General features: G+C 60.0%; 18 protein-coding genes. 11 read left to right on the top strand and 7 right to left on the bottom strand.

From position 1 onward, the window contains the following. Positions 1–100: 100 nt before the first annotated feature. Together PMI29_RS22730 and PMI29_RS22735 are read right to left on the bottom strand one after the other, a co-directional pair. Complete coding sequence (locus PMI29_RS22730; RefSeq protein ID WP_007995409.1) at positions 101–1000, bottom strand: D-hexose-6-phosphate mutarotase; 900 nt, start codon at positions 998–1000, stop codon at positions 101–103. 69 nt (positions 1001–1069) lie between these two features. Continuing rightward, on the bottom strand, positions 1070–1474 hold the full coding sequence (locus tag PMI29_RS22735; protein WP_007942704.1) for an acyl-CoA thioesterase: 405 nt from the start codon (positions 1472–1474) through the stop codon (positions 1070–1072). A gap of 362 nt (positions 1475–1836) precedes the next feature. Here PMI29_RS22735 and PMI29_RS22740 point away from each other — a divergent pair, with 362 nt between their 5' ends. The 8 genes from PMI29_RS22740 to PMI29_RS22775 all read left to right on the top strand — a co-directional run bounded on the left by PMI29_RS22740 (position 1837) and on the right by PMI29_RS22775 (position 12576). Beyond that, entirely contained in the window at positions 1837–3135 is a 1299-nt protein-coding gene (locus PMI29_RS22740; protein ID WP_007995407.1) for an MFS transporter, read from the top strand. A 252-nt stretch (positions 3136–3387) separates the two neighbouring features. Further along, a complete protein-coding gene (locus PMI29_RS22745; protein WP_007992839.1) occupies positions 3388–4389 on the top strand; it encodes a phosphate ABC transporter substrate-binding protein PstS in 1002 nt (333 codons plus the stop codon). Positions 4390–4551: 162 nt separating this feature from the next. After that, on the top strand, positions 4552–6834 hold the full coding sequence (locus PMI29_RS22750) for an ABC transporter permease subunit (RefSeq protein ID WP_007995404.1): 2283 nt from the start codon (positions 4552–4554) through the stop codon (positions 6832–6834). A 15-nt stretch (positions 6835–6849) separates the two neighbouring features. Further along, the gene (gene pstA / locus PMI29_RS22755; RefSeq protein WP_007995402.1) at positions 6850–8520 is read left to right on the top strand and encodes a phosphate ABC transporter permease PstA; all 1671 of its coding nucleotides are present in this window, start codon (positions 6850–6852) and stop codon (positions 8518–8520) included. 160 nt (positions 8521–8680) lie between these two features. Then, positions 8681–9514 (top strand): phosphate ABC transporter ATP-binding protein PstB, encoded by an 834-nt coding sequence (gene pstB, locus PMI29_RS22760; RefSeq protein WP_007995399.1) that lies wholly within the window; start codon positions 8681–8683, stop codon positions 9512–9514. 128 nt (positions 9515–9642) lie between these two features. Then, a complete protein-coding gene (phoU, locus tag PMI29_RS22765; protein ID WP_007992846.1) occupies positions 9643–10404 on the top strand; it encodes a phosphate signaling complex protein PhoU in 762 nt (253 codons plus the stop codon). Positions 10405–10570: 166 nt separating this feature from the next. Then, on the top strand, positions 10571–11473 hold the full coding sequence (locus PMI29_RS22770; protein ID WP_007995398.1) for a response regulator: 903 nt from the start codon (positions 10571–10573) through the stop codon (positions 11471–11473). Between the two features lie 206 nt (positions 11474–11679). Next, on the top strand, positions 11680–12576 hold the full coding sequence (locus tag PMI29_RS22775) for a peptidoglycan DD-metalloendopeptidase family protein (RefSeq protein ID WP_007995395.1): 897 nt from the start codon (positions 11680–11682) through the stop codon (positions 12574–12576). A 167-nt stretch (positions 12577–12743) separates the two neighbouring features. Here the strand turns inward: PMI29_RS22775 and PMI29_RS22780 are convergent, their stop codons facing one another. The 3 genes from PMI29_RS22780 to phoB all read right to left on the bottom strand — a co-directional run bounded on the left by PMI29_RS22780 (position 12744) and on the right by phoB (position 16264). Beyond that, complete coding sequence (locus PMI29_RS22780) at positions 12744–14084, bottom strand: hemolysin family protein (protein ID WP_007992853.1); 1341 nt, start codon at positions 14082–14084, stop codon at positions 12744–12746. 123 nt (positions 14085–14207) lie between these two features. Continuing rightward, positions 14208–15494, bottom strand: coding sequence for a phosphate regulon sensor histidine kinase PhoR (phoR, locus tag PMI29_RS22785; protein WP_238541637.1), 1287 nt, complete (start codon positions 15492–15494; stop codon positions 14208–14210). 80 nt (positions 15495–15574) lie between these two features. Further along, positions 15575–16264 carry a phosphate regulon transcriptional regulator PhoB gene (phoB, locus tag PMI29_RS22790; protein WP_003229608.1) on the bottom strand — a complete coding sequence of 230 codons (690 nt, stop codon included), beginning with the start codon at positions 16262–16264 and terminating at the stop codon, positions 15575–15577. A 153-nt stretch (positions 16265–16417) separates the two neighbouring features. Between phoB and PMI29_RS22795 the strand changes: the two genes are divergently transcribed. Further along, positions 16418–16801, top strand: coding sequence for a COG4315 family predicted lipoprotein (locus tag PMI29_RS22795; RefSeq protein ID WP_007995391.1), 384 nt, complete (start codon positions 16418–16420; stop codon positions 16799–16801). Between the two features lie 89 nt (positions 16802–16890). On the opposite strand, the gene ubiA is transcribed toward PMI29_RS22795, so the two are convergent. Continuing rightward, positions 16891–17781 carry a 4-hydroxybenzoate octaprenyltransferase gene (ubiA, locus tag PMI29_RS22800; RefSeq protein WP_007995389.1) on the bottom strand — a complete coding sequence of 297 codons (891 nt, stop codon included), beginning with the start codon at positions 17779–17781 and terminating at the stop codon, positions 16891–16893. Further along, entirely contained in the window at positions 17781–18344 is a 564-nt protein-coding gene (locus PMI29_RS22805; RefSeq protein ID WP_007995387.1) for a chorismate--pyruvate lyase family protein, read from the bottom strand. The genes ubiA and PMI29_RS22805 overlap by 1 nt, the downstream gene beginning before the upstream one ends. 199 nt (positions 18345–18543) lie before the next feature. On the opposite strand from PMI29_RS22805, the gene PMI29_RS22810 reads away from it, so the two are divergent. Then, on the top strand, positions 18544–18714 hold the full coding sequence (locus tag PMI29_RS22810; RefSeq protein ID WP_007995385.1) for a rubredoxin: 171 nt from the start codon (positions 18544–18546) through the stop codon (positions 18712–18714). 18 nt (positions 18715–18732) lie between these two features. After that, the coding region (locus PMI29_RS22815) for an FAD-dependent oxidoreductase (protein ID WP_007995382.1) at positions 18733–19322 on the top strand (590 nt) is incomplete at its 3' end.

Raw genomic sequence — 19322 nt, 5'->3', positions numbered from 1 at the left:
TGGGAGCGAGCTTGCTCGCGATGAGGCCATAACATTCAACTTAGAGGTTGCCTGTTACGCCGCCATCGCAAGCAAGCTCGCTCCACAGTGATTTATGGTGTTAGAGAGATTTGCTGCCTACGCTCACGCCCAAGGTGTGACTGGCCCCAGGCACCAGGTTCACCACATCGCCCATCACGTTCGCCGTTTCGATGCACAGCATGCGCTGCCAGCCGACGTCGGCCATGTCGCTGAACGCGGCGGCGCGGTCGATCCACGGGTTCCAGATCACCGCCGTACGCGATCCGCTGCTGGTCAGTACGATGCGTCGCTCCCAGGCCGGATCGACGATGCTCAGCTGCGGCGGGACGTCGAGGTAGATGCGATCGGTCTCGCCGGTAAAACGCAGATCACCGGTCTGAGTCACGGTTTTCCAGTTGTCCAGGGTTTCGATGTAGCTGAGGCCGTCCACACCTTCGACGTGCACGTCGCGCACGTCGCTGACGGCAAAGTAGCTGTGCAGCGCCTGGCTGATGCTGACCATTTCAGAACCCCGGTTGTGGCTGGTCAGATGGATGTGCAGTTGCTCGTCGAGGCGAATGCTCAGCGTCAAGTCCACCTGGTGCGGCCAGCCGGGAAAGCCGCCTTCGGGGTAGGGCAGGAGGAATTCAACCTTCAGGCTTTCGCCTTCGGCTTCGATGCCGCCCAGTTCCCAATCCATCGCTCGCACGAAGCCGTGAGCCGACGGCGCTTCACCGCTGACATGCATCGCCTGCACGCTTTGCGGGTTGCGCGCAAAGTTGCCGAACCACGGCCAGCACACCGGCACGCCGGCACGGATGCTCTTGCCGGTCTTGAACACGGCCTCGTCGTTGAGCCAGATAAGCGGCGGTTGGCCGGCAAGTTGATAACTGAGGATGTGCGCACCTTGCTGGGCCACCAGTAATTCGGCCTGACCGTGGCGGATACGCCAGCAGTTCAGTTCATCCAGTTTTACGGCTTCAACATTGGGCGTACTCATGGGACAGCTCTCGATCAGTAACGTGGACGACTATCGACCGCAAAACGGCTACCAAGGTTTAGAAGCTCTTTATCGAGCCCTGGGCGGAACCGAACGGGTGCGGCCGCTGCCGTCGATGGCAACGAACACAAACACCGCTTCGGTTACTTTACGCCACTCGCTGGACAACGGATCGTCGCTCCAGACCTCGACCATCATCTTGATCGAGCTGCGGCCGATTTCCAGGGCCTGGGTATAAAAGGAGAGTTGAGCACCCACCGCCACCGGAACCAGAAAGGCCATGCGGTCGATCGCAACGGTGGCAACGCGTCCACCGGCGACCTTGCTGGCCATCGCGGTGCCTGCCAAATCCATCTGCGCCACCAGCCAGCCGCCGAAAATATCGCCAAAGCCGTTGGTTTCGCGAGGGAGCGCGGTGATTTGCAAGGCCAGGTCGCCTTGCGGGATCGGATCTTCTTGTTCGAGCTCTATCATGCCGGGGGGCCTCTGACCCGTGACTCTTCGTTGGTATTGCTGGTGGTAGCCGTCTTCGGGAAAAACGATTCAGCACCGAACATACTACGTTCGTCACGTTTTCCATAAGGCGCCTAAAGGGAAACTCTGCGAAATCGCCTATGAACCTGACAGGCGCTTTCGCACAGCAACCCCTCAAAAACCGGAGCAGGCTTTGAGTATATCGGTCGGTAGACTCCGCGACGACCGTCCGGTTCTCATTTTGACCGTCAAAAATGCACCTCTATGTGCTTTTTCGAACAATTTGCTATCGTGCCGGACCTGCCCAAACCTCAGCCAGCGTTGTTGAGGTTGCAGATCCGACTATAAGAGAAGCCCTTGCCATGACCACAGCGCCCTCGAGCATCGCGCAGCCAGACCAACCCGCACGTCCGCTGACCCGCAACGATTACAAGACTCTATCGCTGTCTGCCCTGGGCGGCGCGCTGGAGTTCTACGACTTCATCATTTTCGTGTTCTTCGCCACGGTGGTGGGCAAGCTGTTCTTCCCGGCGGACATGCCCGAGTGGCTACGCCTGATGCAGACCTTCGGCATCTTCGCCGCCGGCTACCTGGCACGGCCGCTGGGCGGCATCGTGATGGCGCACTTCGGCGACCTGCTGGGTCGCAAGAAAATGTTCACCCTGAGCATTTTCATGATGGCGGTGCCGACGCTGATCATGGGTTTGTTGCCGACCTATGCGCAGATTGGAATGTGGGCACCGATCCTGCTGCTGTTGATGCGGGTGATTCAGGGCGCGGCCATTGGCGGTGAAGTGCCGGGAGCGTGGGTCTTCGTTTCCGAACACGTTCCGCAACGTCATGTCGGCTACGCCTGCGGCACCCTGACCAGCGGCCTGACGGCGGGCATCCTTTTAGGCTCCCTGGTCGCCACGGCGATCAACAGCATTTATACCCCGGTGGAAGTGGCGGATTACGCCTGGCGAATCCCGTTCCTGCTGGGTGGCGTGTTCGGCCTGTTCGCGGTGTACCTGCGTCGCTGGTTGCACGAAACCCCGATATTCGCCGAGCTGCAACTACGCAAAGCCCTGGCTGAAGAGGTGCCGTTGCGTGCGGTGCTGCGTGACCATCGTGGCGCCATCGCCATTTCGATGCTGCTGACCTGGCTGCTGTCCGCTGCCATCGTGGTGTTGATCCTGATGACGCCAACCGTGTTGCAGACGGTCTATCACTTCTCGCCAACCACGTCCCTGCAGGCGAACAGCGTGGCGATCGTGTTCCTGAGTTTTGGTTGCATCATTGCTGGCGCACTGGCGGATCGCTTCGGCGCGGGGCGAGTCTTCGTCCTTGGCTGCGCGGCATTGCTGGCCAGTTCCTGGACCTTCTATCACAGCCTGGCCGATCATCCCGACTGGCTGTTTCCGATGTACGCGGTGACCGGTCTGCTGGTCGGCACCATCGGCGCGGTGCCCTACGTGATGGTCAAGGCTTTCCCGCCGGTAGTGAGATTCAGCGGCTTGTCGTTCTCCTACAACGTGGCCTACGCCATCTTCGGCGGCCTGACACCGATGATCGTCAGCCTGTTGCTCAAGGAAAGCCCAATGGGGCCTGCTTATTATGTGGCGGTGCTGTGTGGGGTCGGGATTGTAGTGGGCGCCTACCTCTGGAAAAAAGGGCGCTAAGCGACCTTTCTCAGCGACTGCACTGACGCCTTCGCGAGCAAGCCCGCTCCCACATTCGATCGCATCTCTCCTGGAGGAGCGCGGTCAACTGTGGGAGCGGGCTTGCTCGCGAAGGCAGGCGACGCGAATCATCCTGCAAAAAATCCAAATACTGGCCATTCATCCAATTGTCATATTTCAGCCATAGAGTGTTCACACGGCCTGCTGATACTTGGCCCCGACTTAACACACCCTATCTGCTAGGAGTAAGGCATGAAACTGAAGCGTTTGATGGCGGCAATGACTTTTGTCGCTGCTGGCGTTGCGACTGCCAATGCGGTTGCCGCTGTTGACCCTGCTATCCCGAGCTACACCAAGACCACTGGTGTGTCGGGCAACCTGTCCAGCGTTGGTTCCGACACCCTGGCCAACCTCATGACCCTCTGGGCTGAGAACTACAAAAAAGAATACCCGAACGTAAACATCCAGATTCAGGCCGCTGGCTCCGCCACTGCGCCACCTGCGTTGACTGAAGGCACCTCCAACCTGGGCCCGATGAGCCGCAAGATGAAGGACACCGAACTGGCTGCCTTCGAGCAGAAGTACGGCTACAAGCCAACCGCTATCCCGGTTGCCGTGGACGCCCTGGCTGTATTCGTCCACAAGGACAACCCGATCCAGCACCTGACCATGGAACAGGTCGACGCGATCTTCTCGTCCACTCGTCTGTGCGGCGCTAAAACCGAAGTCAAAACCTGGGGTGACCTGGGCGTGACCGGCGACCTGGCCAACAAGCCGGTTCAACTGTTCGGTCGTAACTCGGTATCCGGCACCTACGGCTACTTCAAGGAAGAAGCCCTGTGCAAAGGCGACTACAAGCCTAACGTGAACGAACAACCAGGTTCGGCTTCGGTCGTTCAGTCGATCAGCTCCTCGCTGAACGGCATCGGTTACTCGGGGATCGGTTACAAAACCGCTAGCGTGAAAACCGTTGCTCTGTCGAAGAAAGGCAGCACCGAGTTCATCGAAGACACTGAAGAAAACGCCCTGAACGGCAAGTACCCACTGTCCCGCTTCCTGTACGTATACGTGAACAAAGCCCCGAACAAGCCTCTGGCCCCGCTGGAAGCCGAGTTCGTAAAACTGGTTCTGTCGAAACAGGGTCAGGAAGTTGTAGTGAAAGACGGTTACATCCCTCTGCCGGCCAAAGTAGCTGCCAAAGCTCTGGCTGACCTGGGTCTGGCGGAAGGCGGCGCTGAAGTCGCAAAAAAGTAACAAATTGAGTCCGAGGTGAACCCCTCGGACTCACATGGGGGCGGCAGGAGCCGCCCCCATACACCTCAAATTATCTATCCACTGCTGGTTACCGCTAGCGGCGGATTTGTTGCGTCACTGCATTGTCATCTTTCTGTCATACAGGATCGCTAGGGTGTGCGCATGAATGATCTGGCCAATTCCAACATGACTACTAATCCCCCCAAGCGAATTGACTTCAATACGCCTGAGCTACAACGCAAGCGCCGCATTCGCGCGCTCAAAGATCGCCTGACTCGCTGGTACGTCCTCGTTGGCGGCCTCGCTGTACTGGGCGCGATCACCTTGATTTTCTTCTTCCTTGCCTACGTCGTCGCGCCCCTGTTTCAGGGTGCCAGCCTGACCGCCAAGGACGCCATCACGCCAGCCTGGATGCAAGACGCCGGCAAGCCGCTGATGATCTCTCTGGAAGAACAAAACCAGGTTGCGATGCGGGTTTCCGACAAGGGCCAGGCATTGTTCTTCGACATCGACAGTGGCGCCGAACTCAAGCGCGTCGATTTGTCGATTCCGGCCGGCACCACCGTGACCTCCATCGGTGAAGACCAGCCAGGTCACCCGTTGGTGGTGGTGGGTCTGTCCAACGGCCAGGCCCTGGTGTTCCGTCACACCTATAAAGTCAGCTACCCGGATGGCAAGAAAACCATCACCCCGGCCGTCGAGTACCCGTACGGCGAAGCGCCAATCGCGGTGAACGAAGCCGGCGGTGCGTTGGAACACGTCAGCCTCAACGCCAACGACTCGACCCTGATGCTGGTTGGCGCCACCGGTTCGCAACTCAATGTTCTGTCGCTGACCAGCGAAGAGAACATGATGACCGGCGAAATCACCAACGAGCAGAAGCGCATCGACCTGCCGCAGATGAACGAGCCGGTGAAGAATATCTTCGTCGACCCGCGTCAGCAGTGGCTGTATGTGATTAACGGTCGTGCCCAGGCCGACGTGTTCAGCCTGCGCGACAAGAGCCTCAACGGTCGCTACAAACTGCTTGAAGACGGTGAAGCGCAAGTCACCGCCAGCACCCAGCTGGTGGGCGGCATTTCGCTGATCATCGGTGACTCCAAAGGTGGCCTGGCCCAGTGGTTCATGGCTCGCGACCCCGATGGCGAACAACGTCTGAAGCAAATCCGCACCTTCCAGATGGGCACCACGCCTATCGTTGAAATCACCGCCGAAGAACGCCGCAAGGGCTTCGTTGCCCTCGACGCTTCCGGCAAGCTTGGCGTGTTCCACAGCACCGCCCACCGCACATTGCTGGTGGAGCCGGTTGCTGAAGGCCAGGGCATTTTCGGTCTGTCGCCTCGCGCCAACCGTGTGATCGTCGAAGCTGGCGGCAAGCTGCATCCGCTGCTGCTCGATAACCCGCACCCGGAAGTGTCGTGGAGTGCGCTGTGGAGCAAGGTCTGGTACGAGAACTACGACGAGCCTAAATACGTCTGGCAATCGACCGCCGCCAACACCGACTTCGAACCCAAGCTGAGCCTGTCGCCGCTGACCTTCGGTACCCTGAAGGCCGCGTTCTATGCCATGCTGCTGGCCGCTCCACTGGCCGTTGCCGCTGCGATCTACACCGCGTACTTCATGGCGCCGGGCATGCGCCGCAAGGTCAAGCCGGTGATCGAGCTGATGGAAGCGATGCCGACGGTGATCCTCGGTTTCTTCGCCGGTCTGTTCCTCGCGCCGTATGTGGAAGGGCACTTGCCGGGCATCTTCAGCCTGCTGATGTTGCTGCCGATCGGCATCCTGGTCGCCGGTTTCACCTTCAGCCGCCTGCCTGAGTCGATCCGCCTGAAAGTCCCAGATGGTTGGGAAAGTGCGCTGCTGATTCCGGTGATCCTGTTTGTGGGCTGGCTGTCGCTGTACATGAGCCCGTTCATGGAGAACTGGTTCTTCGGCGGTGACATGCGCATGTGGATCTCCCACGACCTGGGCATCACCTACGACCAGCGCAACGCCCTGGTGGTTGGCCTGGCCATGGGCTTCGCGGTTATCCCGAACATCTATTCCATCGCCGAAGACGCCGTGTTCAGCGTGCCTCGCGGCTTGACCCTGGGCTCCCTGGCCCTGGGTGCCACGCCGTGGCAGACCATGACCCGCGTGGTAATCCTCACCGCGAGCCCGGGCATCTTCTCGGCGCTGATGATCGGCATGGGCCGTGCGGTCGGTGAAACCATGATTGTGTTGATGGCTACCGGTAACACCCCGGTCATGGAAATGAACTTGTTCGAAGGCCTGCGCACCCTGGCGGCCAACGTTGCAGTGGAAATGCCCGAATCGGAAGTCGGCGGCAGCCACTACCGCGTGCTGTTCCTCTCGGCGCTGGTGCTGCTGTTGTTCACCTTCGTCATGAACACCCTCGCAGAACTGATTCGTCAGCGTCTGCGCAAGAAATACTCGTCGCTTTAAGAAAGGTAGAAGTCTGTGAAACAGAACTCCCTGAATGGATGGTTCAAGAGCGGCGCCCCCGGCGTCTGGATCAGCGGTGGCGCGGTGTCCATCGCGGTCATCATGACCATTGGCCTGCTGGCAGTGATTGCCGTGCGCGGCCTGGGTCACTTCTGGCCGGCGGATCTGATCCACGCCAGCTACGACGTACCGGGCCAGGGCCAGCACCTGGTCATCGGCGAAGTGGTACAGAAGGAAGAAGTGCCCCGTGCGCGCTTGAAGAGCGCCGGCTTGCCGGTGCCTGAGCAGGGCCCGGAGTTCATGACCCGCGAGCTGATCAAGGTCGGCAACCGTGACCTGAACGGCAACGACTTCACCTGGATCGTCGGCGAGTGGCTGACCAACCAGACGACGCCGCCGGAGCTGATGGCGATCGAGCGTCGCGAGTGGGGCAACTTCTACGGTTACCTGGTCAACGTCAAACAGGATGGCAAGGTCATCGCTGAAGGCGAAGCCGCATGGCCTGAGTTGCAGGCCCGTGTCGACCGCGTGAACAAGCTGGCTGCGCAGCTCAAGAACCTGGAAAAAACCGACATCGGCGCGATCAACGCCGGTCTCGAGCGCATCCGCTTGCACGGTCGCAAGCTGGAGCTGGAAGGCAAACTCGACGCCACCGCACAAGCGGACATGGAATCGGAGCGTGCCGAGCTCAATGCTCGCTATCAGGATGTTGAAGCGCGCCTGAGCGACCTGCATGCGCAGTTCAACCGTGACAGCCTGACGGCTCGTGATGCGAACGGCAAGGAAATCGAAATCGGCATCGGCAAAGTGGTTCACGCCTACCAGCCGAACGCCATGAGCACGACCACCAAGATCGGTTTCTACTTCAGCAAGGTCTGGGAGTTCCTGAGCGACGACCCGCGTGAAGCGAACACCGAAGGCGGGATCTTCCCGGCCATCTTCGGCACCGTGATGATGACCCTGATCATGGCGATGATCGTGACCCCGTTCGGCGTGCTGGCGGCGGTGTACCTGCGTGAGTACGCCAAGCAGAATGCGCTGACCCGGGTGATCCGCATCGCGGTGAATAACCTGGCGGGCGTTCCGGCCATCGTTTACGGCGTGTTCGGCCTGGGCTTCTTCGTCTACGTGCTGGGTGGTTCGCTCGACCGTCTGTTCTTCCCGGAAGCACTGCCGGCACCGACTTTCGGCACACCGGGCCTGCTCTGGGCTTCGTTGACCCTGGCGCTGCTGGCGGTACCGGTGGTGATCGTGGCCACCGAAGAAGGCCTGGCGCGGATTCCTCGCACCGTGCGTGAAGGCTCGTTGGCCCTCGGCGCGACCAAGGCTGAAACCTTGTGGAAGATAGTGTTGCCGATGGCCAGCCCGGCGATGATGACCGGCATGATCCTCGCCGTGGCTCGCGCCGCGGGTGAAGTGGCGCCGCTGATGCTGGTGGGTGTGGTGAAACTGGCGCCGTCGTTGCCGGTGGACGGTAACTACCCGTACCTGCACCTGGACCAGAAGATCATGCACCTGGGCTTCCATATCTATGACGTCGGCTTCCAGAGCCCGAACGTCGAAGCCGCACGACCGCTGGTGTACGCCACGGCGCTGCTGTTGGTGCTGGTGATCGCGACCTTGAACCTGTCGGCGGTGTACATCCGTAACCACCTGCGCGAGAAGTACAAAGCGCTGGATAGCTGATAACCCTGTAGGAGCGAGCTTGCTCGCGAAGGCGGTACATCCGACACATTTTCTGTGCCTGAACGACCATCGCGAGCAAGCTCGCTCCTACAGAAGAATTGTGTAACCGCAGGCTTGGCCTGCGGCCCCGAACCGAATTTGTTAGCACAGGGAGCCTCCCATGCAGCACGAAGCACATACCCACGGCATCAACATGTCGGCGCTGGGTCGCGACAAACAGAGCCTGAACCTCGAGCAGGAAACCGTGGCCATCGAAGTGCCGGGCCTGAGCCTGTTCTACGGCGAAAAACAAGCGCTGTACGACGTCAGCATGAACATCCCGAAACAGCGCGTGACCGCCTTCATCGGTCCGTCCGGCTGTGGCAAGTCGACGCTGCTGCGCACCTTCAACCGCATGAACGACCTGGTTGACGGCTGCCGCGTCGAAGGCGAGATCAACCTGTACGGCAGCAACATCTACCGCAAGGGCGAAGACGTGGCCGAGCTGCGTCGTCGCGTCGGCATGGTGTTCCAGAAGCCGAACCCGTTCCCGAAAACCATCTACGAAAACGTGGTTTACGGCCTGCGCATCCAGGGCATCAACAAGAAGCGCGTACTCGACGAAGCCGTCGAGTGGGCCCTGAAAGGCGCGGCATTGTGGGACGAGGTCAAGGACCGTCTGCACGAGTCGGCACTGGGCCTGTCCGGTGGTCAGCAGCAGCGTCTGGTGATTGCCCGCACCATCGCCGTTGAGCCGGAAGTGCTGTTGCTCGACGAACCGTGCTCGGCACTCGACCCGATCTCCACGCTGAAAGTCGAAGAGCTGATCTACGAACTGAAATCCAAGTTCACCATCGTGATCGTGACCCACAACATGCAGCAGGCCGCGCGGGTGTCCGACTACACGGCGTTCATGTACATGGGCAAGCTGGTCGAGTTTGGTGACACCGATACGCTGTTCACCAATCCGGCGAAGAAGCAGACCGAAGACTACATCACCGGTCGCTATGGCTAGTTGAGGCAGCTACAAGCCGCAAGCTTCAAGCGGCAAGTCAGAAGCTATGCGGTTTTGAGTTCACCACAACACAGCTTGCAGCTTGTAGCTTGCAGCTCTTGGTTAAACGCTTTTGCGGAGCGAACACAATGATTTCTAAGGAAGGCCTTACACACCATATCTCCCAGCAGTTCAACGCCGAACTGGAGGAAGTGCGCAGCCACCTCCTGGCCATGGGCGGGCTGGTCGAGAAGCAGGTCAACGACGCGGTCACCGCGCTGATAGAGGCCGACTCCGGCCTGGCCCAGCAGGTGCGCGAGATCGACGACCAGATCAACCAGATGGAACGCAACATCGACGAAGAATGCCTGCGCATTCTGGCCCGTCGTCAGCCGGCAGCGTCCGACCTGCGCCTGATCATCAGCATTTCCAAATCGGTGATCGACCTGGAGCGCATCGGTGACGAAGCGACCAAGATCGCCCGTCGTGCCATCCAGCTGTGCGAGGAAGGCGAAGCGCCACGCGGTTACGTCGAGGTGCGCCACATCGGCGACCAGGTGCGCAACATGGTCCGTGATGCACTGGACGCCTTTGCCCGTTTCGACGCCGAGCTGGCCTTGTCGGTGGCGCAGTACGACAAGATCATCGACCGCGAATACAAGACCGCCCTGCGTGAGCTGGCCACCTACATGATGGAAGACCCGCGTTCTATTTCGCGGGTTCTGAGCATTATTTGGGTACTGCGTTCGCTGGAGCGTATCGGCGACCACGCGCGCAACATCTCGGAGCTGGTGATTTACCTGGTGCGCGGCACAGACGTGCGGCACCTGGGCCTCAAGCGCATGAAGGAAGAAGTTGAAGGAACCAGTGGCGAAACCGCTAATGTTCCGGGCAAAACTGACGATAAGTAAGGTTGCCCAAGTAAAGCGCCCGGCCTATTGGCCGGGCGTTTTTGTTTGCGGCTGACGAATTCGAAAAGCAGCACCCGTGAACGAAAAGTCCGGCGTGACTGAAGGTTTTGGCAATGTGCCATCAGCAAAGCGGTATGCTGGCCGGGATTTTTTAAAGGGGTGGTGGATGAGTAAGGTCAGTGTGTTGGTCGTGGACGACGCGTCGTTCATTCGTGACCTGGTGAAGAAGTGCCTGCGCAATTATTTCCCGGGCATGAGGATCGAAGACGCGATCAACGGCAGAAAGGCCCAGGCCATGCTGGTAAAGGAAGCATTCGACCTGGTCCTGTGCGATTGGGAAATGCCGGAAATGTCCGGCCTGGAACTGCTGACCTGGTGTCGTGAGCAACACAACCTCAAGGCCATGCCCTTCGTGATGGTGACCAGTCGTGGCGACAAGGAGAACGTCGTCCAGGCGATCCAGGCCGGGGTATCCGGATACGTCAGCAAGCCGTTCACCAACGAGCAACTGATCACCAAGGTCAAGCAGGCGCTGCACAAGGTCGGCAAACTCGACGCCTTGATCAACGTAGCCGCGACCAAAACGAGTCCGGCATTCGGTAACGATTCCCTGAGCGCATTGACCGGCGGCAAGGCTCCTGTCGCCACGCCAACGGCCGCACCCGCACCGTCCAAAGGCTTACTCAACAACCCGCCGGTCAAGGCACCGGCGGCCTCTTCGGCAACCGCCAGTAGCCGTGGCCAGGGTCAACTGCGTTTGCCGAACGGCATCCAGCAATGCGTGATCAAGGCCTTGAGCCTCAAGGAAGCCCTGTTGGTGGTCAAGCGCACCGAGACGTTGCCGCAGATCCTCGACAGCGCCGTGCTGGATCTGGAGCAGGGCGACAACGCCGAAGTCGCCCGCCTCAACGGCTACCTGCACGCCGTCGTGGCTCACGAACCGAAGCCCGACAGCGACTGGCTGCAACTGACTTTCCGCTTTGTCGACCAGGATGCGCAGAAGCTCGATTACATCTCGCGCCTGATTGCGCGTGGTACGGCGCAGAAGCACTTCATTCCTGGCGCTTAAGGCGCGTCGCCTGATAGTCCGCCATCGCGAGCAAGCTCGCTCCCACAGGTCCGGCGTGAATCCTGTGGGAGCGAGCTTGCTCGCGAAGGGGCCATCACTGTTACCGCACATCTGCTGAACACCCATTCTGAAACATCTGCCGACTACCCGGGTCCATTGCAGCTGCTAGGCTCAATCCCAGATCTCACTCGACAGAATCCTTGCTCATGTTCACGCGCCTGCTGTTTTTATGTGGCCTGTTCATGGTCGCCACCTCGGCCATGGCCATGACCATCTACAAGTCCAAAGACGCTTATGGCGTGGTTTCCTACAGCGACCGCCCAAGCAAAGGCGCCCATGTATTCGTTTTTCGCGATGGCATGGTCGAGCACCTTGAGCGTCAGGTGCGCCTCATCATCATGAAGAAGAAAGGCGTGCACAGCGTGTACGTGCGCAATGACCTGTATGCACCGGTAGAGGTCGAATTGAGTTTCGCCGGGGTGAAGAACGCCAGCGGGACGCCGGGGCAGACGATTCGGCGCGTGATACCGCAACGCACCAGTGTTCGTCTGGCACAGCTCACGGCGACTAAAGCGGGACGGCCGCTCGCCTACGTTCCGAAGTTCAAGTACTCCCTGGGCGACCCCTCAGGGCCCACGGTGGGCTATCGGTACCCGTTGCCCTGGCGTGGCGGGCCGTTCCGGATCAGCCAGGGCGCCAATGGGCCCTACAGCCACTTTGGGCCCAAGAGCCGCTACGCCATCGACATTGCGATGCCTGAGGGCACGCCGATCATTGCAGCGCGGGGCGGGGTGGTGGTGAAAACCGAGAATAGACAGAGCGGGCGCGGTACCGATGCATCCGGCAATTTCGTGCGGGTGTTGCACGATGACGGGACCATGGGCGTTTACCTGCACCTGAAGAAAGGCTCGGTCTGCGTTCGGGAAGGTCAGCGGGTAAATGTGGGTAGTGCACTGGCGTTGTCCGGTAACACCGGCAACAGCACCGGGCCGCATTTGCACTTCGTGGTGCAGCGCAATACCGGGTTGGGGCTGGTGTCGATTCCATACCAGTTCAACCAGCCGGTCAGCGCGCTGCCCAACTTTGCGTTGGGCAAGCAGTGAAGGCGATGGCGATCAATTGTGGTGAGGGGGCTTGCCCCCGTTGGGCTGCAAAGCGGCCCTGAGTCCAGTCACCTCGTTTATCCATATACCGCGCAGTTGGGTTTACGACTGCTACGCAGCCGAACGGGGGCAAGCCCCCTCGCCACAAAAAGCCCGTCAGCTACAGATCAGTCCAGCATCAACACCTTGGCCAGAACAATCTTCGGCCCTTTCATCTTCTTGATGATGATCCGCAGGCCTTCGACTTCCAGCACTTCTTCCTCTTCGGGAACGCGCTTAAGGCTCTCGTAGACCAGCCCGGCAAGGGTTTCGGCTTCGACGTGGTCGAGGTCGATGCCCAGCAGTCGTTCAACCTTGAACAGCGGCGTATCACCCCGCACCAGCAGCTTGCCCGGCTGATACGCGAGGATCCCGCGTTCGGCCTTGCGGTGTTCGTCCTGGATATCGCCCACCAGCACTTCCAGCACGTCTTCCATGGTCAGGTAGCCGATGATGTTGCCGTCGGCCTCTTCGACCACGGCGAAGTGCGAGCCGCCCTTGCGGAACTGTTCCAGCAACTGCGACAGCGGCATGTGCCGCGACACGCGTTCCAGCGGGCGGGTCAGTTCGGCGAGGTTGAACGACTCGGGAATGTGGTCGAGCGCCGCCAGTTCCAGCAGCAGATCCTTGATGTGCAGCAGGCCGACGAACTCCTGGCGTTCGCTGTCGTACACCGGATAGCGGCTGAACTTGTGGCGACGGAACATCGCCAGGATCTGCTTGAGCGGTGCGTTGAACTCCAGGGTCACCAGGTCTTCGCGGGAGTTGGCCCAGTCGACCACTTCCAGCTCACCCATTTCCACCGCCGAGGCCAATACACGCATGCCTTGGTCGCTCGGGTCCTGACCACGGCTGGAGTGCAGGATCAGTTTCAGTTCTTCGCGGCTGTAATGGTGCTCATGGTGCGGGCCGGGTTCACCCTGGCCGGCGATGCGCAGGATCTGGTTGGCGCTGGCGTTGAGCAGGTAGATGGCCGGGTACATGGCCCAGTAGAACAGGTACAGCGGCACGGCGGTCCACAGCGACAGCAATTCGGGTTTGCGGATCGCCCAGGATTTCGGGGCCAGTTCGCCGACCACGATGTGCAGGTACGAAATGATGAAGAAGGCGGTGAAGAACGAAATCGCCTTGACCACTTCGGCGGAATCGACGCCCACGGCACTCAGCACGGGTGCCAGGAGGTGCGCGAACGCAGGTTCACCAACCCAACCCAGGCCCAGGGAGGCGAGAGTGATACCCAATTGGCAGGCCGACAGGTAGGCATCGAGCTGACTGTGCACGGTGCGCAGGATGTGCCCGCGCCAGCCGTTTTTATCAGCGATGGCCTCGACCCGGGTCGAGCGCAGCTTGACCATGGCAAATTCCGCCGCAACGAAAAATCCGTTGAGCAAAACCAGGATCAGAGCAAAAAGAATCATGCCGAAGTCGGCGAAAATTGTAGCGAGGGTCAAGCCAGGGGAAGGGTCCATGATGGAGTTTTGCGGGTTCCGTGTATTCGAAAGGGAAGTAAAAACCGCGCCTGAAAGGCAGGCGCAAGTCAGCCAATGTAGCGGCTGACATGGCGGTTGCCTAGTGGCACGTGCTGGCCGGTATCAGTCAGTGGTGCTGATAACCCGTGATTTGGTGACTTGAGCCGGCGCAAAGTGGCAAGTAAAAGTACTGCCGTGGCCCGGCACACTGCTGATCTCCATTCGTGCCCGATGTCGTAACAAAACGTGTTTGACGATCGCCAGCCCCAGACCGGTGCCACCGGTGTTGGAGTTGCGGCTGGAATCGACGCGGTAGAAACGTTCGGTCAGGCGCGGCAGGTGTTTGGCATCGATGCCGATCCCGGAATCCTGCACGCTCAGATGCGCGCCCTGGTCATCACCCCACCAGCGAATGCGGATGTTGCCTTCGGCCGGGGTGTATTTCACCGCGTTGAACACCAGGTTGGAAAACGCGCTGCGCAACTCCGCCTCGCTGCCCTTGAGCAGAATCGTCGGGTCGGCTTCCAGGGTAATGCGCTGGTTCTTCTGGCCGGACAGTTGCTGGGCATCGCTCTTGATCGATTGCAGCAAGCAATCGATCGGCACCGGCTGGTTGTCCGACGGATAATCGGTGGCTTCCAGCTTGGCCAGCAACAGCAGGTCGTTGAGCAGGGTCTGCATGCGTCCGCCTTGTTGCTGCATCTGCTGCAAGGCACGGCCCCAGCGCGGGTTCACCTCGTCGACGTTATCGAGCAGGGTTTCCAGGTAGCCGCAGATCACCGTCAACGGTGTACGCAATTCATGGGAAACGTTGGCGATGAAGTCTTTGCGCATCTGTTCCAGCTGATGGATGCGCGTCACATCGCGCACCAGCATCAAGTGTTCGTTGTTGCCGTAACGGGTGATGTACAACTGGATGCGTACACGGTCGTTGGTCGGCGAGGGGATTTCCAGCGGCTCGGCGTAACTGTCTTGCTCGAAGTATTCCTTGAAACGCGGATGGCGCACCAGGTTGGTCACCGGTTGGCCGCTGTCCTGTGGCGTCTTGAGGCCCAGCAGGGTTTCGGCGGCGCGGTTCCACCATTCCAGGTTGCCGTCGGTGTCGAGCATGATCACCGCGTCTTTCAGCGCGGCGGTGGATTCCTGAACCCGGTCGATCACCGCTTGCAAGCGCCCGCGTACCCGCTGGTCGCGGCGTTGCAGGTGGTAGATGCTGTCGAACACCTCGCCCCACAGGCCGTAGCCGTCGGGTGGTGCTTCATCGGGTTTGTGCAGGCGCAGCCACTCATGCAGACGCAGTAACTGCTTGAGGGTCCAGGCCAGATAAAGACCCAGGCCTGCGGCAAGGCTCCAGCCGTAATAGCCGGTAATCAGGCCGATCACCAGGCAGGTGGTGACCAGCAGCAGCATGTGGCGAATCAGGGTGCCATGCCAGTTTTGGTTCACTTGACGCGCGTCCTTGTCAGCTTGTCGGGCGGTAAAGGTCCGGGTCAGGCTTTGGTAGAAAAGCGGTACCCGGTGCCGCGCACGGTTTGTACCAGATTTTCGTAAGCATCGCCGAGGGCTTTGCGCAGACGTCGAATGTGCACGTCGACGGTACGCTCTTCAACGTAGACGTTGCCGCCCCAGACCTGATCCAGCAACTGGCCACGCGTGTAGGCGCGCTCCTGGTGGGTCATGAAGAATTGCAGCAGGCGGTATTCGGTCGGGCCCATCTCGGCAGGACGGCCGTCGATGGTCACGCGATGGCTGATCGGGTCCAGCAGCAGGCCGCCGACTTCGATCGGTGCTTCGCCATCGGTCGGGCCGGCACGACGCAGCACGGCCTTCAGGCGCGCCACCAGCTCACGCGGGGAAAACGGCTTGGTGATGTAGTCGTCGGCGCCGACTTCCAGGCCCTGGATCTTGTTGTCCTCTTCACCCTTGGCGGTGAGCATGATGATCGGGATGTCCCCGGTCAGTTCATCACGCTTGAGACGACGGGCCAGTTCGATGCCGGACGTGCCGGGCAGCATCCAGTCGAGCAGGATCAGGTCCGGTTTGCGGTCGACGATAATGGCGTGGGCCTGCTGGGAGTTTTCAGCCTCCAGGCAGTCATAGCCGGCCATTTCCAACGCAACGGCGATCATTTCGCGAATAGGCGCTTCGTCGTCGACGATCAGAATGCTCCTGCCAACCATGCCCTTAATCCTCTTGTCATTTAACTGTCTTGCGCCGCATTAGATAACGGAATTATTGCAGTCGTGTGACAGTATTTTAGTTGACCGGCGATTGGCTGGATCCTGGGCTAAGCTCTAATTCCGAATCCTGACAACCACAAAAGGAAGGTTTCCATGAACTACATTGCTCAATCCTGGAAGGCTTTGCTGGTCACTGCTGCGTTAACGTTGCCGACACTGGCCTTGGCTGCCGACCCGGCGATGATGAAAGACGGCATGATGGTCGATCACAAAGGCATGACGGTCTACACGTACGACAAGGACGCGGGCGGCAAGTCGATGTGCAACGGCGAGTGCGCCGAGTACTGGCCACCAATGATGGCGCCGGCGGGTGCCAAGGCTGAAGGCAAGTGGAGCACGATCAAGCGTGACGACGGTAAGATGCAGTGGGCCTATGACGGCAAACCGCTTTACACCTTCATGAAGGACAAAAAACCCGGTGACATGGTAGGCGACAATATGAAGGACGTCTGGCACGTAATGCGCGAGCATAAATAAGCGATTCGCCTGCGCCGTAAACAGTCACAGCCTGCGGTCGCTCCATCCCCTCTGTTGGAGCTGGCGCAGGCTGCGATCTTTTCCAGCGGTCAACGCAACGCGTAATCCAGCACAATCCCGACGAAAATCGCCAAACCCGCCCAATGATTGTGCAAAAAAGCCTTGAAGCAACGCATCCGGTCCTTGTCGCGGGTGTACCAGAACTCCCACGCAAAGCAGCCCGCCGCTACCAGCAATCCGAGGTGGAACCAGCCGCCGAGGTCAAACTTCGACCCCGCCAGCAGCAGGCAACCCAACGCCAACCCTTGCAGGGTCAGGATGATCACCCGGTCCGCCTCGCCAAATAGAATCGCCGTGGACTTCACGCCGATCTTCAAGTCATCGTCGCGGTCGGTCATCGCGTAATAGGTGTCGTAGCCCACCGTCCACAACAGGTTGGCGATGTACAGCAGCCACGCGGCTGCCGGCAGTTCACCGGTTTCAGCGGTGAACGCCATCGGCATGCCCCAGGAAAACGCCGCACCCAGCACCACTTGCGGGTAATAGGTGTAGCGCTTCATGAACGGGTAGCTGAACGCCAGCGCCAGGCCGCCCAGCGACAGCCAAATGGTCGTAGCGTTGGTGCACAGTACCAGCAGGAAACTCACGCCCATCAGCAATGCAAAGAACACCAGCGCTTCTTTGGAGCTGATCTTGCCGCTCACCAGCGGCCGCTGTTCGGTACGCTTCACATGGCCATCAACCTTGCGGTCCGCCCAGTCGTTGATCACGCAGCCACCGGCGCGGGTCAGCACCACGCCGAGGACGAAAATCACAATGTTGGCCAGGGACGGCGAACCCTTGCCGGCAATCCACAGTGCCCACAGCGTTGGCCAGAGCAGCAGGTAAATGCCGATCGGCTTGTCCATGCGGGTCAGTTGAATGAAATCCCATGCCCGAGGGTTCAAGCGGTTCAAGGACTTGAGCAGGCTTTGGTACATCAACGGTTCTCCGGTTGGGCGCGGGCTGCGTTCCACAGGGGCGGCAGGAAGATTTCAGCCACCAAAACGCTCAAGGCGCCGCGATCGAAACGAGAGCGGCGGCCCCACAGTTCAGGCGATTGCACCTCGGCGGGCAGCCATGCTTGCGGATAATGACAAACCTCGATGGCTCGGCGCTGAAAGGCCTGATCGCAAAATAGCAGTTCACCCAGCGAGCGGCTGCCCAGTTCGTCCATGTGCAAGCCGTCGCCTTGCAATGCACTGCGTGACGCCACGCTGCGCGCAAACACCCACGCCTGGCCATGACCGCGCAAATACACCTCGCGCACCCAGCCTTCACTGCCGTCGGCCAGGTCCAGCGCTGCACATTCGTCGGCGCGCAAGAACTGCCAGCCTTCGAACATTGGCGAGACGCTGAAGGCATCATTCGACAGATGAATCAGACGTCTGGTCAGCGAGCCTTCGTCGAACAGCCAGTCGAGGGTAGAAGCATCGGGGAGGGGCGCCAGTTCGCTGCGCGAGAGCCAGAAAGGAGCTGGAGAGGGGGATTCTGTGTGATGCACAATGAGTCATTATTGGCAGCAAATGAGGCGGCGAGCTTAACATGTCAGCCGCCGATATCGATTGAAATGGCCTGCCGTTGCGCCGAACAGGCTTGCATCTGACGCCCCCGATCAGTACAAAACGCGCTGAGTTGGACGGCAGTGCTGCAACTATCGACCGTCCGGCCGGCAAAACGCCTGAACCCTGAGGAAGTACCTGATGAAAAAGTGGCAATGTATCGTCTGCGGCCTGATCTACAACGAAGCCGACGGTTGGCCGGATGACGGCATTGCGCCGGGCACCCGTTGGGAAGACGTCCCGGCAGACTGGCTGTGCCCGGACTGCGGTGTGGGCAAAATGGATTTTGAAATGATTGAAATCGCTGCCTGAATAATTGAGGAGTAAGGAATGAACGCACCTGTCGTAATCATTGGCACCGGCCTGGCTGGCTACAACGTGGCCCGCGAGTTTCGCAAACTCGATAGCGAAACCCCGCTGCTGCTGATTACCGCCGATGACGGGCGCTCCTACTCCAAGCCGATGCTCTCCACCGGCTTCGGCAAAAACAAGGACGCCGACGGCCTGAGCATGGCCGAACCCGGCGCCATGGCCGAACAGCTCAAGGCCGAAATACGCACCCACACGCGCATCAGCGGCATCGACCCGGGCCACAAGCGCCTGTGGATCGGTGAAGAAGCGGTGATCTACCGCGACCTGATCCTGGCCTGGGGCGCCGAAACCGTGCGCGTGCCCATTGAAGGCGACGCGGCGGACTGCGTATTCCCCATCAACGACCTGGAAGACTACGCACGCTTCCGTGCGGCGGCGGCCGGCAAGCGCCGCGTGCTGCTGCTCGGCGCCGGTCTGATCGGCTGCGAGTTCGCCAACGACCTGACCCTCGGCGGCTACGAAGTGCAATTGGTTGCTCCGTGCGAACAAGTCATGCCGACCCTGTTGCACCCGGCGGCCGCCGCTGCGGTGCAGGCTGGCCTCGAAAG

This window comes from Pseudomonas sp. GM49 (assembly GCF_000282355.1).
GTDB lineage: Bacteria > Pseudomonadota > Gammaproteobacteria > Pseudomonadales > Pseudomonadaceae > Aquipseudomonas.
The sequence above is the reverse complement of the archived record's forward strand: the minus strand, read 5'-3'. Positions and strand labels throughout refer to the sequence as shown.

What these genes read in the sequence shown, in the direction of transcription:
- PMI29_RS22745 (WP_007992839.1), top strand. Translation starts at nt 3,388, where the DNA reads ATGAAACTGAAGCGTTTGATGGCGGCAATGACTTTTGTCGCTGCTGGC.
- phoB (WP_003229608.1), bottom strand. Translation starts at nt 16,264, where the DNA reads ATGGTTGGCAGGAGCATTCTGATCGTCGACGACGAAGCGCCTATTCGC.
- PMI29_RS22770 (WP_007995398.1), top strand. Translation starts at nt 10,571, where the DNA reads ATGAGTAAGGTCAGTGTGTTGGTCGTGGACGACGCGTCGTTCATTCGT.
- PMI29_RS22735 (WP_007942704.1), bottom strand. Translation starts at nt 1,474, where the DNA reads ATGATAGAGCTCGAACAAGAAGATCCGATCCCGCAAGGCGACCTGGCC.
- phoR (WP_238541637.1), bottom strand. Translation starts at nt 15,494, where the DNA reads ATGCTGCTGCTGGTCACCACCTGCCTGGTGATCGGCCTGATTACCGGC.
- PMI29_RS22740 (WP_007995407.1), top strand. Translation starts at nt 1,837, where the DNA reads ATGACCACAGCGCCCTCGAGCATCGCGCAGCCAGACCAACCCGCACGT.
- pstB (WP_007995399.1), top strand. Translation starts at nt 8,681, where the DNA reads ATGCAGCACGAAGCACATACCCACGGCATCAACATGTCGGCGCTGGGT.
- phoU (WP_007992846.1), top strand. Translation starts at nt 9,643, where the DNA reads ATGATTTCTAAGGAAGGCCTTACACACCATATCTCCCAGCAGTTCAAC.
- PMI29_RS22780 (WP_007992853.1), bottom strand. Translation starts at nt 14,084, where the DNA reads ATGGACCCTTCCCCTGGCTTGACCCTCGCTACAATTTTCGCCGACTTC.
- PMI29_RS22810 (WP_007995385.1), top strand. Translation starts at nt 18,544, where the DNA reads ATGAAAAAGTGGCAATGTATCGTCTGCGGCCTGATCTACAACGAAGCC.
- PMI29_RS22775 (WP_007995395.1), top strand. Translation starts at nt 11,680, where the DNA reads ATGTTCACGCGCCTGCTGTTTTTATGTGGCCTGTTCATGGTCGCCACC.
- ubiA (WP_007995389.1), bottom strand. Translation starts at nt 17,781, where the DNA reads ATGTACCAAAGCCTGCTCAAGTCCTTGAACCGCTTGAACCCTCGGGCA.
- PMI29_RS22730 (WP_007995409.1), bottom strand. Translation starts at nt 1,000, where the DNA reads ATGAGTACGCCCAATGTTGAAGCCGTAAAACTGGATGAACTGAACTGC.
- PMI29_RS22750 (WP_007995404.1), top strand. Translation starts at nt 4,552, where the DNA reads ATGAATGATCTGGCCAATTCCAACATGACTACTAATCCCCCCAAGCGA.
- PMI29_RS22795 (WP_007995391.1), top strand. Translation starts at nt 16,418, where the DNA reads ATGAACTACATTGCTCAATCCTGGAAGGCTTTGCTGGTCACTGCTGCG.